Origin of the sequence: Providencia alcalifaciens (assembly GCF_020271745.1) — a bacterium.
GTDB lineage: Bacteria > Pseudomonadota > Gammaproteobacteria > Enterobacterales > Enterobacteriaceae > Providencia > Providencia alcalifaciens_B.
The window spans coordinates 2209864-2223704 of sequence record NZ_CP084296.1 but is presented as its reverse complement, the minus strand read 5'-3'; the positions used below and the strand labels follow the sequence as shown (position 1 = coordinate 2223704).

Genomic DNA, 13841 nt, shown 5'->3' with positions numbered 1-13841 from the left:
TTTTCACATTTCCAATATGATAGCTTCGAATACAAAAGTAACCAATAAATAAAGCGCCAAATACTGTATTTTAACTAAGCAATTATCAATCATATTGCCACTAAGCCAAGATTTATGAAATATTAGGAACTAAATCTATATAAATTTAGTAAAAAGTGCTAATTTCGATTTTTACTTCGAAAAATATTGACGTAAGCCCGCACGACGCCGCTTCGTTGATTGTATCCAACCACCTTTCTCATTCGTTAAATTCCACACCAATAAATTTCAAATGCTTTCAATTTTAAAATATGTGATTTCAATCTCTTTTGATTTTTCGTAATTTGCGTAATGCTATAAAAATAACCTGACTCTTTCGGATGAAATCAATGTCCTCAAAACAACCTGCTTATTTTCATATGATGGCTAAACCTACTAGTTATCACTGCAATATCAAATGTGAGTATTGTTTTTACCTTGAAAAAGAAAATGTTTTCAATGAAGAGACTCCAGATGGTCAGCACGATGTGATGCCCGATAACGTATTACGTCGCTATATTAAAGACTATATTCAGTCACACTCTGGTGACCAAGTGGATTTTTCATGGCAAGGTGGTGAGCCTACACTTGCGGGTTTGCCTTTTTTTGAACGTGTCGTGGAATATCAAAAACAATATGCTCAAGGAAAAGCTATCACCAACAGCGTACAAACTAACGCAATTGCCATCAATCGGCAGTGGGCTAAATTCTTTGCTGACAACCATTTTTTACTCGGCGTTTCTATTGATGGGCTTGAGGCTGTTCACGATAAATACCGTATATCCGTCAACGGTAATCCAACTTTTGAACGCGTCAAAAAATCCATCCAACTCCTCATTGAGTATGGCGTCGAGTTTAATACGCTGACAGTTGTTAATGACCAAAACTGGCGCAAAGGCAAAGAGACTTATCAGGCCCTAAAAGCACTAGGCTCTACTTTTTTCCAATTTATTCCTATTGTTGAAGTTGATAGACGTTTCCCTCATACCCAAGGTGGGCACTACGCTCCAGGACCGAATGCGGCCATGGCACCATTTTCTGTGCCCGCTGACGGATATGGGCAATTTATGGCGGATGTATTTGATGAGTGGATTCGCCAAGGTGATATAGGAAAAATCTACGTTCGTCTCTTTGATAGCTTATTAGGTACATGGATGGGCTACCCTGCCTCAACGTGTATTCAATCAAAAACCTGTGGTCAGGCGTTAATTATTGAATCTAATGGCGATGTTTACTCATGTGACCACTATGTTTACCCTGCTAATCGTCTCGGTAATATCCATCAGAATACCCTTGAAAAAATTGTCACCTCAAAACAGCAGTTACGCTTTGGACAAAACAAATACGACAAACTCACTGACCTTTGTAAGAAATGTGAAGTACAAAGCTTATGTTATGGAGGCTGTCCAAAGCACCGTATTATTTCTATTGAAGGCGAAAAGTATCGCCACAACTATCTCTGCCGCTCTTATAAAAAGATTTTTAATCATACAGCTTTAGGTATGCGGCTCATGCAACAAGCCATCTCTCAAGGAGCAATCGCGAGTGATGCGCTCCCAGCAATGCAACGTGCCTACAAGCAATAATTTTATCTATCTGGAGAAGCTTCTGTGAATTTACCTTCTGTAAAAAAAAGCCTACTTGCTGGGCTGATAGCCACCAGTTGTCTCGTTCCTCCCATTACGGCTAATGCAGGTGGAACACCTGAAAAGCCAAATGTTTTACTCATTGTGATGGATGACTTAGGTACTGGACAGCTTGATTTTGTGCTCGATAGCCTTGATGTAAACGAATTATCAAAACGCCCTGTACCACAGCGTTATGAGGGCGATATTAATAAAATGATAGAAGCCGCAAGAATTGCGATGCCCAATGTCTCAGAGATGGCGGCTGGTGGCATCAAAATGACCAATGCATTTGTAGCTCACCCTGTATGCGGTCCATCACGAGCAGGTATTTTCACTGGGCGTTCTCCTGCCAGCTTTGGCACTTATAGTAATGATGATGCGATGCTGGGGATCCCGGAAGAGATCAAACTACTGCCGGCTTTATTCCAAGAGGATGGCTATGCCACAGCCAGCATAGGTAAATGGCATAATGCCAAAGTCCTGAAAAAACCCAAAATTGCCGAAGATAAACAAACCCGCGATTATCACGATAATATGATTTCCACGCCGGAACCGGGATTTGCACCTCATGAAAGAGGATTCGATTACGCCTATAGCTATTATGCATCTGGCGCAGCACTTTGGAACTCGCCAGCAATCTGGCGTAATGGTGAAAATGTCCCGGCTCCGGGTTATATCACCCATTTATTAACCGATGAAACCATTAAATTTATCGATAGCCATAAAGACAAACCTTTCTTTATTAATTTATCTTACAGCGTTCCTCATATTCCGTTAGAAGAATCTTCCCCTGCGAAATATATGGATAAATTTAATACCGGCAATGTCGAGGCAGATAAGTATTTTGCTGCGTTAAATGCAGCCGATGAAGGGATCGGCAAAATCATTACCACCTTGAAAGAAAATGGTGAGCTCGAAAATACCCTGATTTTCTTTATTTCGGATAATGGCGCTGTTCATGAATCTCCAATGCCAATGAATGCAATGGATAGAGGCTTTAAAGGACAAATGTTTAATGGTGGAGTTCGAGTACCATTTGTAGCTTACTGGCCGGGACATATTCCAGCAGGTAAACAGAGTGATGCAATGATTTCTGCCATCGATATCCTACCGACCGCGTTACAAAGTGCAGGCATCACCATTCCTGATAGCCTGAAAGTAGAAGGTAAAAATATCATGCCACTACTACAAGGAAAAAACCAAAAATCACCACATGAATACCTGTATTGGACAGGACCGGGAACCAAACATTACAGCGAAGAAAATCAGGATTTTTGGCACGGTTACCATGAGTGGATCACCTACCAACGTAAAGATGCCCCGAAGAACCCGAATCTAGAAAAATTATCCAAAGGCTCATGGGCTGTTCGTGATGGCGAATGGGTACTCTATTTTTATGATGATGGCACCAATCAACCAAAATTATTCAATGACAAACAAGATCCATCTGAATCCGTTGATTTAGCATCAAAATATCCTGAAAAAGTTAAACAACTGAAATCTGCCTATTACCGATGGGTAAAAGATAAACCTAAACCTGTAGTTTGGGGACAAGATCGTTATCAAATCCTTGTAGATTCAGCAAAATAATACTAAAACGTACGCACAAGGATGTGCGTACTTGATAGAGTAGAGAACCTATATGACCACATCACTTATCCCAACCGAACGACCAAAACTGCCTTACGAACATCCAGACTTTCATCTCTATAAGAAATTATTTAAAGAAAACATCATCCGAAAATTCGTTCGTAAATCCGCTTATCGGCGTCATGATGAGTTTGTTATGCAAGTTTTTCAAGATAGCCACCAATCACTTTCATCTCTTTGTGAAATTCTTGTCCGTTACATTGCGGAAGCTTTTTCTCATTATCAAATTTGGGACTATACCCATGCCTATTATCCCGGTCGTCCTGGACAGCAAACCGTCCGTACTGATGCATTAGAGGGAGTAAGCCGAGTACTTCCTTTATTCGCGGCGTGGTTAATCCATAGCCGTCAAGAAAGGCTGAATGGCTTAAATTTACAGCCTATTCATATCAGCGATATGATCCGCCAAGCTTTTATTCACGGTACCGACCCAACCCACAAAGGCTACTGGGGAAAACTTGAAAACTATGACCAAAAAATTTGTGAATCTGCCGATTTAGCACTGACATTATGGCTCAGTAAAGAGTGGGTTTGGGATAAACTAGAGGCCGGATTGCAGCAACAAATCATCTCATGGTTTGAGCAAGTTAATCATTGTGAGATTGTCGATAATAATTGGCATTTGTTCCCTCTCTTGGTCCAATTTGTTATTCGCGACTTGACTGGAATCGACCATATTGCCAAATGGCGCTACGATAGAATTAAAGCATTTTATGTCGGAGATGGCTGGTTCCGAGATGGTGCAAAAGGTAATTTTGATTACTATAACGCTTGGGGCTTTTACTACTCACTCTATTGGCTTAACCAAATTTCTCCTGACTTTGATACTGATTTTATTCAACAATCACTAAATCAATTTAATCAATATTACCTGCATTTTATGACGCCGACTGGTATTCCTTTTTTTGGACGCAGTGCATGTTACCGACTGGCCGTTTCCGCGCCGCTTATCGCTGGCGTGGATTTAGGCTGTTCATCCGTCACAGTGGGAGAAGCAAAAAGTGCCTTAGAAAATACGCTACGCTATTTCATTAACCATGGGGCATTTCAAGCGGGAGCTCCAACACAAGGATTATTCAGTGATGACCCTCGGTTAGTCGATAATTACAGTGGCCCAGCTAGCAGTTTTTGGTCATTAAGAGCCGTCATTATTGCGTTCTATTGTGGTCAGCGAATCGATCTCTGGGAGGCTTTAGCCAATCCTCTGCCTATCGAAAAATTTGACTTTCATTTCGAAATACCAGCCATCAAAGCCTCAGTGATTGGTGTCCAAGAAACCCAAGAAGTCACAGTGATATTTCGTGAGGAATATACCCATCAGCAAAACCCGCTAACACGTCGATTAGAACTGCAATCTTGTACACAAAAAGTCATTGAGAGCTTGATAGGTCAATCAAGAAGACCGAAAAACAATCTGTTACGTAAAGGTATCACCAGTTATAGCTCTAAAATGTCGCATTATTTTTAGCTTAACTTTCATTGACTTTCGAAAAGAAAGGAATAAATGTGATTTAGATCTTTTAACTTTCTATTTCTTTCGATTATCATATATCGAAATCAAATGAAAGATAAGAGGTGATTATGTACTTGGTATCGACCCGTAATATGTTAAACCAAGCCCAACGGGATGGTTATGCAGTACCCGCATTTAATATTCATAATTTAGAAACCATTCAAGTTGTGATGGAAACCGCTGCGGAGATGGCTTCTCCGGTTATTTTAGCGGGTACACCAAGTACATTTTCCTATGCGGGAAGCGACTATTTGATAGCCATTTGCCAGCAAGCTGCGGAGCGCTATAAAGTGCCTGTCGCCCTACACCTTGACCACCATGAAGATATCCCTGATATTTTCCAAAAAGTCAGGGCTGGCGTTCGCTCTGCCATGATTGATGCATCTCATTTTCCTTTTGAAGAAAATATTCAAATCGTCAAACAAGTTGTTGATTACTGCCATCAATGGGACTGTACTGTCGAAGCTGAACTGGGTCGTCTTGGAGGGCAAGAGGATGACTTAGTTGTTGATGCCGCAGATACCCTATTTACTGACCCTGATTCCGCAGTAAAATTTATCCAACAAACAGGGATCGATTCTCTTGCTGTTGCCATTGGGACGGCCCACGGAATGTATAAAAGCGAGCCACGCCTCGATTTTGATCGTCTACATAAAATTCGCCAAAAAACCGAGATCCCCTTGGTGCTTCACGGTGCATCGGGGATCCCTGATACAGATGTTCATCACTGTATTGATCTTGGGATCTGCAAAGTCAACGTTGCTACTGAACTAAAAATTGCGTTCTCTGATGCGATTAAACACTATTTCCTTGAAAACCCAGAAGCAACGGACCCTCGTCACTACCTTGTTCCCGGCAAAGCGGCAATGAAAGCCGTCGTTATGGATAAAATTCGTATCTGTAAAAGTGCGGGAAAACTTTAGCTCCATCAATAATCAAGTTACATACATCTCACGATGCAAGGAATACCATGAAACAAGTTGCTGTTTTACTCGCGGATGGCTTTGAAGAGGGAGAAGCCGTTGTTTTTATCGATATTATGCGTCGATTGGATATCCATGTTGATGTCCTTTCGTGTATGAATAGCTTAGTTTTAAACACCTATTTTGGAACAAAAATTAGTGCCGATTTCCGGCTAAGTGAAAAATTATCTCACACTTATGACGCTATCATGATGCCTGGTGGCCCAAAAGGCACTGATAGGCTTTGCACTAATAATGATGTTATTGACTTTATTCGTCGACATATTCACGAAGATAAATACATTTGCGCACTGTGTTCTTCTGGCGCTAAAGTGCTTGCTGCACATCATTTACTCGAAGGTCGCCAATACAGTACTGGCGATAAACTTGCAGATAAATTCGATGATGGGGTCTATGTTGATCAAGATGTTGTGGTCGATGGAAAATTTATTAGTGCAAAAGGGTTAGGCGTCAGTTTTGAATTCGCATTTACCGTTGCACACCATTTACTCAGTGATAATCATGAAAAGGTGGATTGGCAAGCTAAGCACATTTATTTTAAACACTGGCCACTGACCTACCTTTAAGCCTGCAAAAAAATAAGTGAAGACAATATGTTGTCTTTGCTTATTACCTAATGATCTGCCTTAAATTAACAAAAAATGTAATCACGCAGGTGATAAAAATGAATACACATCTACAGGTTGCCGTTATTGGCGAGTGCATGGTTGAGCTACAAAAATCAGATGAACTTTACAAACAAACTTTTGGAGGGGATACCCTCAACACAGCATTATACCTATCCCGCCTAACAAAAGATCACGACGTCACAACCCGATATATAACGGGATTAGGTAAAGATCCATTCAGTCAGCAGATGATTGAAAGTTGGAAAAAAGAGGGGATAAATACCGATGATGTTTTTATTTCTGAAGAGTCTCTACCAGGGATGTATTTGATTGAAACATCCTCTGATGGTGAGCGACATTTTTTCTATTGGAGAGATAATTCTGCGGCGAAGTTTTGGCTCAATGATCGAACCCAAGAACAAACTCAGCAGCGGCTTAATCAGCAAAATTATATTTATCTAAGCGGTATCAGCTTGGCCATTTTACCCGAAGAGACGCGCCAACTCTTATTCTCCATACTCAAAGAAGCCAAAAATCATGGGGTTAAAGTGGTATTTGATAATAATTATCGCCCTACACTTTGGTCTTCATCAGAGACTGCCAAGCAAGTTTATCAACAGATACTGAATCTCACAGATATTGCATTTCTCACCTTCGATGATGAAAAACTGTTATACGGCGATGAACATGAAAGTGGCACCATCGCTCGTACACAACAATACGGGGTACCAGAAATTGTGATTAAACGCGGGGGAGATGACTGTTTCGTCATCATTGATAACTACTGCATTAGTATTGCTGCCAATCAAATTGACCACATCATAGATACAACCGCGGCGGGAGACTCATTTAGTGCAGGATATTTAGCCCGTCGAATTCTCGGCGCATCCCCAGAAGAGGCAGCAAAAATGGGGCATTTATTAGCTGGAACCGTTATCCAACACCGGGGCGCTATCATTCCACTAGATGCAATGCCAACAATTGACTGAGCAAAAGATAAAAAGGATACCCAATGAACCAACTCATTGAAAAATTAACCGCACTCAGCGTCGTGCCCGTGATCACTATCAATCATGCCAAACACGGCGCTCAAATTGCCAAAGCATTAGTGGAAAATGGTTTACCTTGTGCCGAAGTCACCTTTCGTACTGATGCCGCCGTTGATGCGATTAAAAATATGCGAGCTGCCTATCCAGATTTACTGATTGCCGCAGGTACTGTTTTAACCCCCCAACAAGTTGATCTTGCTATTGATGCCGGTGTCAATTTTATTGTTAGTCCAGGGTTTAATCCTAAAATTGTCAGCTACTGCCAACAAAAAAATATCCCAATCATCCCTGGTGTGAATAATCCAAGCTTAGTTGAACAAGCTCTTGAATTTAATCTGACCACATTAAAATTCTTTCCAGCAGAAGCTTCTGGAGGTATATCTATGCTCAAAGCTTTAGGGGCTGTTTATCCCGTTCGTTTTATGCCTACAGGAGGAATTAATACAGAAAATATCCACCAATATAATTCATTATCTTCGGTCATTGTATGTGGTGGGTCTTGGATGGTTCCGACTAATTTGATCGATAACGAACAATGGGAAGACCTCGGTAAGCTTATCGCTGAAGCAGCAAGCATTTAGTCAGCCTTATTAAGATAAAAAATCATTTTTAGTTTTCATAAAAAACCCCAGTGGCAATAACACCACTGGGGTTAATAATCATCGAATTAATGATTATTTAATTAATGCGTGCATCTCTTGTACAGAAATCACTTTATCCGTTGGGTCTGCGCTCAGAGATAACGCCGTCGCAAAGCCACCGTTGAGGGTTGTATCATAGTGAACTTTGTAACGCAGTGCGCTGCCACGAATGAGTTTTGAATCTTCAATCGCTTGGCGACCCGCCGTGGTATTCACGATGTAGTTATACTCACCATTCTTAATACGGTCTTGAATGTGTGGGCGACCTTCGTGAACCTTGTTCACTAGACGAGGGTTGATACCCGCTTCACCCAGGACAATCGCCGTTCCGTGAGTTGCGTCTAACTCAAAACCGTGTTTCAGCAGTTTCGCTGCTAAATCAACAACTTTCGTTTTATCACCTTCACGAACAGACAACAGTGCGCGACCGGATTTCTTCATGGTTGAGTTACTGCCTAACATCGCTTTAGCAAATGCTTCAGCAAATGTGCGACCAACACCCATCACTTCACCCGTTGAGCGCATTTCTGGCCCGAGGATTGGGTCAACACCTTGGAACTTGTTGAATGGCAGAACCACTTCTTTGACTGAGTAGTAAGGCGGAATGATTTCTTCAGTCACACCTTGCTGAGTCAGTGTTTGACCCGCCATAACACGCGCGGCAACTTTCGCTAGTGGTACGCCTGTTGCTTTAGAAACAAACGGCACCGTTCTTGCTGCACGCGGGTTCACTTCAATCAAGTACACTTCATTGTTCTTCACCGCGAACTGGACGTTCATCAGACCGCGAACGCGCAATTCAAATGCCAGGCTGCGCACTTGTTCACGCATCACATCCTGAATTTCTTGGCTTAATGTGTAAGCTGGCAGTGAGCATGCTGAGTCACCAGAGTGAACACCCGCTTGCTCAATGTGCTCCATAATACCGCCAATCAGCACCATTTCGCCGTCGCAGATTGCATCTACGTCAACTTCAATCGCATCATCAAGGAAGCGGTCTAATAAGACTGGCGCATCGTTAGACACACTCACCGCCGTTTGGAAGTAGCGACGCAGGTCGATTTCGTCATAGACGATTTCCATCGCACGACCGCCCAGTACATAAGATGGACGAACCACCAGCGGGTAACCGATGCCTGCCGCTTTTTCAACAGCTTGCTCGATAGTTGCTACGGTCGCATTTTGTGGTTGCTTCAGGTTTAAGCGGTTAACGGCTTGCTGGAAACGCTCACGGTCTTCTGCACGGTCAATCGCATCAGGGCTAGTACCAATAACCGGTACACCCGCAGCTTCTAATGCACGCGCTAATTTCAGTGGGGTTTGACCGCCGTACTGAACAATCACCCCTTTCGGCTGTTCGATGCGGACGATTTCTAATACATCCTCCAGTGTCACTGGCTCGAAATAGAGGCGGTCAGAGGTATCATAGTCTGTTGAAACGGTTTCTGGGTTACAGTTGACCATGATGGTTTCATAACCATCTTCACGCAGCGCTAATGAGGCGTGTACGCAGCAGTAGTCAAATTCGATACCTTGTCCGATACGGTTTGGACCGCCACCTAATACCATAATTTTTGGCTTATCGTTGTTCGGATTCGATTCGCATTCATCTTCATAAGTGGAGTACATATATGCCGTGTCGGTCGCAAACTCTGCCGCACAAGTATCTACACGCTTATAAACTGGATGTAAATCATAACCTTGGCGTAATTTACGTAATTCCGCTTCAGACACGCCCACTAAACTTGCCAGACGCGCATCTGCAAAACCTTTGCGCTTCAGTTGGCGTAAGAAATCTTTAGTCAGACCGTTGATACCTAACTCTGCCACTTCGTTTTCTAAGCGCACCAGTTCTTCAATTTGCACTAAGAACCAGCGGTCAATATTAGTCAGGTTGAAGATACCGTCTACCGATAAGCCTGCGCGGAATGCATCGGCGATGTACCAAATACGGTCAGAGCCAGCATCTTTCAGCTCACGGCGAATGCGAGTTAACGATTCTGGGTCATCCTGGCTCACTTTCGGGTCGAAGCCCGTTGCGCCCACTTCCAGACCACGCAGTGCTTTTTGCATAGATTCTTGGAATGTGCGACCGATAGCCATCACCTCACCCACTGATTTCATTTGGGTGGTCAGACGGTCATTGCTTCCCGCAAATTTTTCGAAGTTAAAGCGAGGTATTTTGGTCACAACATAGTCGATTGACGGCTCAAATGACGCAGGGGTACGACCGCCTGTGATGTCATTCATCAGCTCATCGAGAGTATAACCGACCGCTAATTTGGCAGCGATTTTAGCAATTGGGAAGCCCGTTGCTTTTGACGCGAGTGCGGATGAGCGAGAAACACGCGGGTTCATCTCGATAACGATTAAGCGGCCATCTTTCGGGTTAACCGCGAACTGAACGTTAGAGCCCCCGGTTTCAACACCGATTTCACGCAGTACTGCCATCGAGGCATCACGCATGATTTGGTATTCTTTATCCGTCAGCGTTTGCGCAGGGGCGACAGTGATGGAGTCACCGGTATGAATTCCCATTGCGTCGAAGTTTTCAATGGAGCAGACGATAATACAGTTATCTTTCTTATCGCGGACCACTTCCATTTCGTACTCTTTCCAACCAATTAACGACTCATCGATTAACAGTTCGTTAGTTGGGGATAAATCTAAACCACGAGTACAGATTTCTTCAAATTCTTCACGGTTATACGCGATACCGCCACCGGAACCACCCATGGTGAAAGATGGACGAATAATACACGGGAAACCAACATCATCAGCAACGGCGTTGGCTTCTTCCATGGTGTGTGCGATACCTGAACGCGCCGTGCCTAAACCGATTTTTTTCATTGCTTTATCAAAGCGTTGACGGTCTTCTGCTTTATCAATCGCGTCCGCAGTCGCACCAATCATAGTCACGCCAAATTCAGCGAGTACACCTTGACGTTCAAGTTCAAGGGCGCAGTTCAGCGCGGTTTGTCCACCCATGGTGGGTAATACTGCATCTGGGCGCTCTTTTTCAATGATTTTACGTACCACTTCCCAGTGAATTGGTTCAATGTAAGTTGCATCTGCCATTTCAGGGTCAGTCATGATAGTCGCTGGGTTCGAGTTCACCAGAATAACGCGGTAGCCTTCTTCTCTCAGTGCTTTACATGCTTGCGCACCTGAATAGTCAAACTCACACGCTTGGCCGATAACAATCGGGCCCGCACCGAGGATCAGAATGCTTTTAATATCTGTACGTTTTGCCATTTTCTTGCTCCCGATTATTTTGCGTTTGAACGTGGTGTGTTTTGACGGTATTCGTTGATTAAATCAATAAAGTGGTCAAAAAGACCTGCAGCATCATGAGGACCAGAACTGGCTTCTGGGTGACCTTGGAAACTGAATGCAGGTTTGTCTGTGCGATGGATACCTTGTAAAGTGCCATCAAACAGCGATTTGTGTGTCACACGCAATGTGTCGGGTAGTGTAGATTCATCAACCGCAAAACCGTGGTTTTGAGCCGTGATCATCACCACGTCTTTGTCTAAATCTTTAACTGGGTGGTTAGCACCATGGTGACCAAACTTCATCTTCACAGTATTGGCGCCGCTTGCTAATGCCAGCAATTGGTGCCCCAAGCAGATACCAAATACTGGAATCTCAGTTTTTAAGAATTCTTGGATGGCATTGATAGCATAGTCACAAGGGGCTGGGTCACCAGGACCGTTTGATAAGAAAATTCCATCTGGGTTCATCGCTAATACCGTTTCTGCTGGTGTTGTTGCTGGCACCACGGTTAAGCGGCAACCGCGGTCAACTAACATACGCAGAATATTGCGCTTTGCGCCAAAATCGTAAGCAACGACGTGTAATGGCAGCTCATCTTCTTTGCTTGCTGTTGGTTGCCCTTCTTCTAAGTTCCAAGAGCGTTGAGTCCAGCTGTAAATCTCTTTGGTACAAACTTCTTTTGCTAAATCTAAGCCATTTAAACCTGAGAAGCTGCGTGCCTTTTCTAAAGCCAGCGCTGCATCTGGGTTATCCCCTGCGATGATACAACCGTTTTGTGCGCCTTTTTCTCTTAGCAGGCGGGTTAATTTACGTGTGTCGATATCGGCGATAGCCACCACATTGTGACGTTTCAGATATTCAGACAAGCCTTCCTGACCACGAAAGTTACTGTAGATTAATGGTAAGTCGCGAATGATAAGGCCTTGAGCGTGTACGTTTGGAGATTCTTCGTCATCAGCATTAGTGCCGACATTACCAATATGGGGATAAGTGAGAGTAACAATTTGGCGGGAATAGGAAGGGTCAGTAATTATTTCTTGATATCCGGTCATTGAAGTATTGAAAACGACTTCTCCAATAGCGGCCCCTTCAGCACCAATGGCGCGCCCGTGGAATTGGGTTCCGTCTTCCAGAACCAATATAGCTGACTTAATCAAAACATCCTCCGGAGAATAATCAATCATATTTTTTGCATATTAATTCAGATTTTGCGATCTAAATCAATGCCAAAATGAGTTTTTAAGCAAATTTTTGGCAAATTGCGCGCATTCTAATGATGGGATAGAGTCTTGTCTAGAAAAAAATGCATTTTTTTCACTTTTAGCTTACTTTTTTGCATTCTTACCTATTTTTTCTATAGCAGACTAATGAAATATCTATTCATAGTTAAAAACGCAAACGGTTAATAGCGAAGAAAAGTGCAAAATGGATAATAGCGCAGACAAGGCAGGATACAAAGTGCAATTTTTGAATAAAAAAGAGAAAAAACACCAAGAAAATGACAATAAAAAACAATTTGAATATAATTTTCAAAAAACAGACAAATAAATCAGAGACTTCATTTGAAGCCACCTGATTTTAAACAAGAAATTATTTAAATAAAACTATAAATCATCAAGGTTAAGGACGTCTTTCATATTATATAACCCATATTTTTTACCATTAACCCAAGATGATGCTTTTATTGCACCTTTTGCAAAGGTCATACGGCTGGAAGCTTTGTGGCTTATCTCTACACGCTCGCCAATATCAGCAAACATCGCAGTGTGCTCACCAACAATATCGCCAGCACGTACCGTAGCAAAACCAATCGTGCCCGGTTCACGCTCTCCGGTATAGCCTTCTCGTGCATACACCGCGCACTCTTTCAGATCTTTGCCTAATGCATCCGCGATAGATTCTCCCATCGCCAGCGCAGTGCCTGAAGGTGCATCCACTTTATGACGATGATGCGCTTCAATAATTTCAATATCGGTGTAATCTCCCATCACTTTCGCCGCTTTTTCCAGTAATTTCAGCACCAGATTCACACCAACGCTAAAGTTGGCAGCGAAGACAATTGGGATAGATTTTGCAGCTTCCGCAATAGCCAATTTTCCTTGCTCATCAAATCCAGTGGTTCCAATAACCATGCCTTTTTGGTGAGATTGACAGAACGCTAAGTATTGCAAGGTGCCTTCAGGACGAGTGAAATCAATCAGTACATCAAAATCATTAACGACAGAATCTAAGTGACCAACGACTTTCACACCAATTTTCCCTATTCCCGCCAGTTCACCCGCATCAGTGCCAAGAAGCGAAGAGCCTTCACGTTCAATGGCTGCGCCAAGTTGAATTCCGTCTTGTTCTTGTGCTGCTTGAATTAATTGGCGTCCCATGCGCCCACCCGCACCGACAATTGCAACGCGTACAGTTGAATCTGCCATTTTTGATCCTTTCGTAAATATTGAGGCGAAAACCAAAATAAAATCTTGG

General features: G+C 42.9%; 11 protein-coding genes. 8 read left to right on the top strand and 3 right to left on the bottom strand.

Annotated elements, in window-relative coordinates:
- Positions 1-368: 368 nt before the first annotated feature.
- From LDO51_RS10155 to LDO51_RS10125, 7 genes are all read left to right on the top strand, one after another.
- Complete coding sequence (locus LDO51_RS10155) at positions 369-1604, top strand: anaerobic sulfatase maturase (RefSeq protein ID WP_225574463.1); 1236 nt, start codon at positions 369-371, stop codon at positions 1602-1604.
- 24 nt (positions 1605-1628) lie between these two features.
- Positions 1629-3236 carry a sulfatase family protein gene (locus LDO51_RS10150; protein ID WP_225574462.1) on the top strand — a complete coding sequence of 536 codons (1608 nt, stop codon included), beginning with the start codon at positions 1629-1631 and terminating at the stop codon, positions 3234-3236.
- Between the two features lie 52 nt (positions 3237-3288).
- On the top strand, positions 3289-4764 hold the full coding sequence (locus LDO51_RS10145) for a DUF2264 domain-containing protein (protein WP_225574461.1): 1476 nt from the start codon (positions 3289-3291) through the stop codon (positions 4762-4764).
- Positions 4765-4877: 113 nt separating this feature from the next.
- Positions 4878-5732, top strand: a complete 855-nt coding sequence (locus LDO51_RS10140; protein WP_225574460.1) for a tagatose bisphosphate family class II aldolase — start codon at positions 4878-4880, stop codon at positions 5730-5732.
- 47 nt (positions 5733-5779) lie between these two features.
- Positions 5780-6358, top strand: a complete 579-nt coding sequence (locus LDO51_RS10135; RefSeq protein WP_225574459.1) for a DJ-1/PfpI family protein — start codon at positions 5780-5782, stop codon at positions 6356-6358.
- Between the two features lie 98 nt (positions 6359-6456).
- Positions 6457-7389: a sugar kinase gene (locus LDO51_RS10130; RefSeq protein WP_225574458.1), complete on the top strand. Its 933-nt coding sequence runs from the start codon at positions 6457-6459 to the stop codon at positions 7387-7389.
- 23 nt (positions 7390-7412) lie between these two features.
- Positions 7413-8030, top strand: a complete 618-nt coding sequence (locus LDO51_RS10125; RefSeq protein ID WP_225574457.1) for a bifunctional 4-hydroxy-2-oxoglutarate aldolase/2-dehydro-3-deoxy-phosphogluconate aldolase — start codon at positions 7413-7415, stop codon at positions 8028-8030.
- Between the two features lie 93 nt (positions 8031-8123).
- On the opposite strand, the gene carB is transcribed toward LDO51_RS10125, so the two are convergent.
- Positions 8124-11345 (bottom strand): carbamoyl-phosphate synthase large subunit, encoded by a 3222-nt coding sequence (carB, locus tag LDO51_RS10120; RefSeq protein ID WP_225574456.1) that lies wholly within the window; start codon positions 11343-11345, stop codon positions 8124-8126.
- A gap of 14 nt (positions 11346-11359) precedes the next feature.
- Entirely contained in the window at positions 11360-12523 is a 1164-nt protein-coding gene (gene carA, locus LDO51_RS10115) for a glutamine-hydrolyzing carbamoyl-phosphate synthase small subunit (RefSeq protein WP_225574455.1), read from the bottom strand.
- A 268-nt stretch (positions 12524-12791) separates the two neighbouring features.
- Here carA and LDO51_RS19445 point away from each other — a divergent pair, with 268 nt between their 5' ends.
- Positions 12792-12914 (top strand): hypothetical protein, encoded by a 123-nt coding sequence (locus LDO51_RS19445; RefSeq protein ID WP_263869875.1) that lies wholly within the window; start codon positions 12792-12794, stop codon positions 12912-12914.
- 56 nt (positions 12915-12970) lie between these two features.
- Here LDO51_RS19445 and dapB read toward each other — a convergent pair whose 3' ends face one another.
- Entirely contained in the window at positions 12971-13792 is an 822-nt protein-coding gene (gene dapB, locus LDO51_RS10110; RefSeq protein WP_225574454.1) for a 4-hydroxy-tetrahydrodipicolinate reductase, read from the bottom strand.
- Between the last annotated feature and the right edge of the window lie 49 nt (positions 13793-13841).

Excerpts from the sequence above, each read along its gene's own strand:
- carB (WP_225574456.1), bottom strand. The coding sequence starts at position 11,345 with ATGGCAAAACGTACAGATATTAAAAGCATTCTGATCCTCGGTGCGGGC.
- LDO51_RS10140 (WP_225574460.1), top strand. The coding sequence starts at position 4,878 with ATGTACTTGGTATCGACCCGTAATATGTTAAACCAAGCCCAACGGGAT.
- LDO51_RS10125 (WP_225574457.1), top strand. The coding sequence starts at position 7,413 with ATGAACCAACTCATTGAAAAATTAACCGCACTCAGCGTCGTGCCCGTG.
- LDO51_RS10145 (WP_225574461.1), top strand. The coding sequence starts at position 3,289 with ATGACCACATCACTTATCCCAACCGAACGACCAAAACTGCCTTACGAA.
- dapB (WP_225574454.1), bottom strand. The coding sequence starts at position 13,792 with ATGGCAGATTCAACTGTACGCGTTGCAATTGTCGGTGCGGGTGGGCGC.
- LDO51_RS19445 (WP_263869875.1), top strand. The coding sequence starts at position 12,792 with ATGGATAATAGCGCAGACAAGGCAGGATACAAAGTGCAATTTTTGAAT.
- LDO51_RS10155 (WP_225574463.1), top strand. The coding sequence starts at position 369 with ATGTCCTCAAAACAACCTGCTTATTTTCATATGATGGCTAAACCTACT.
- LDO51_RS10135 (WP_225574459.1), top strand. The coding sequence starts at position 5,780 with ATGAAACAAGTTGCTGTTTTACTCGCGGATGGCTTTGAAGAGGGAGAA.
- LDO51_RS10130 (WP_225574458.1), top strand. The coding sequence starts at position 6,457 with ATGAATACACATCTACAGGTTGCCGTTATTGGCGAGTGCATGGTTGAG.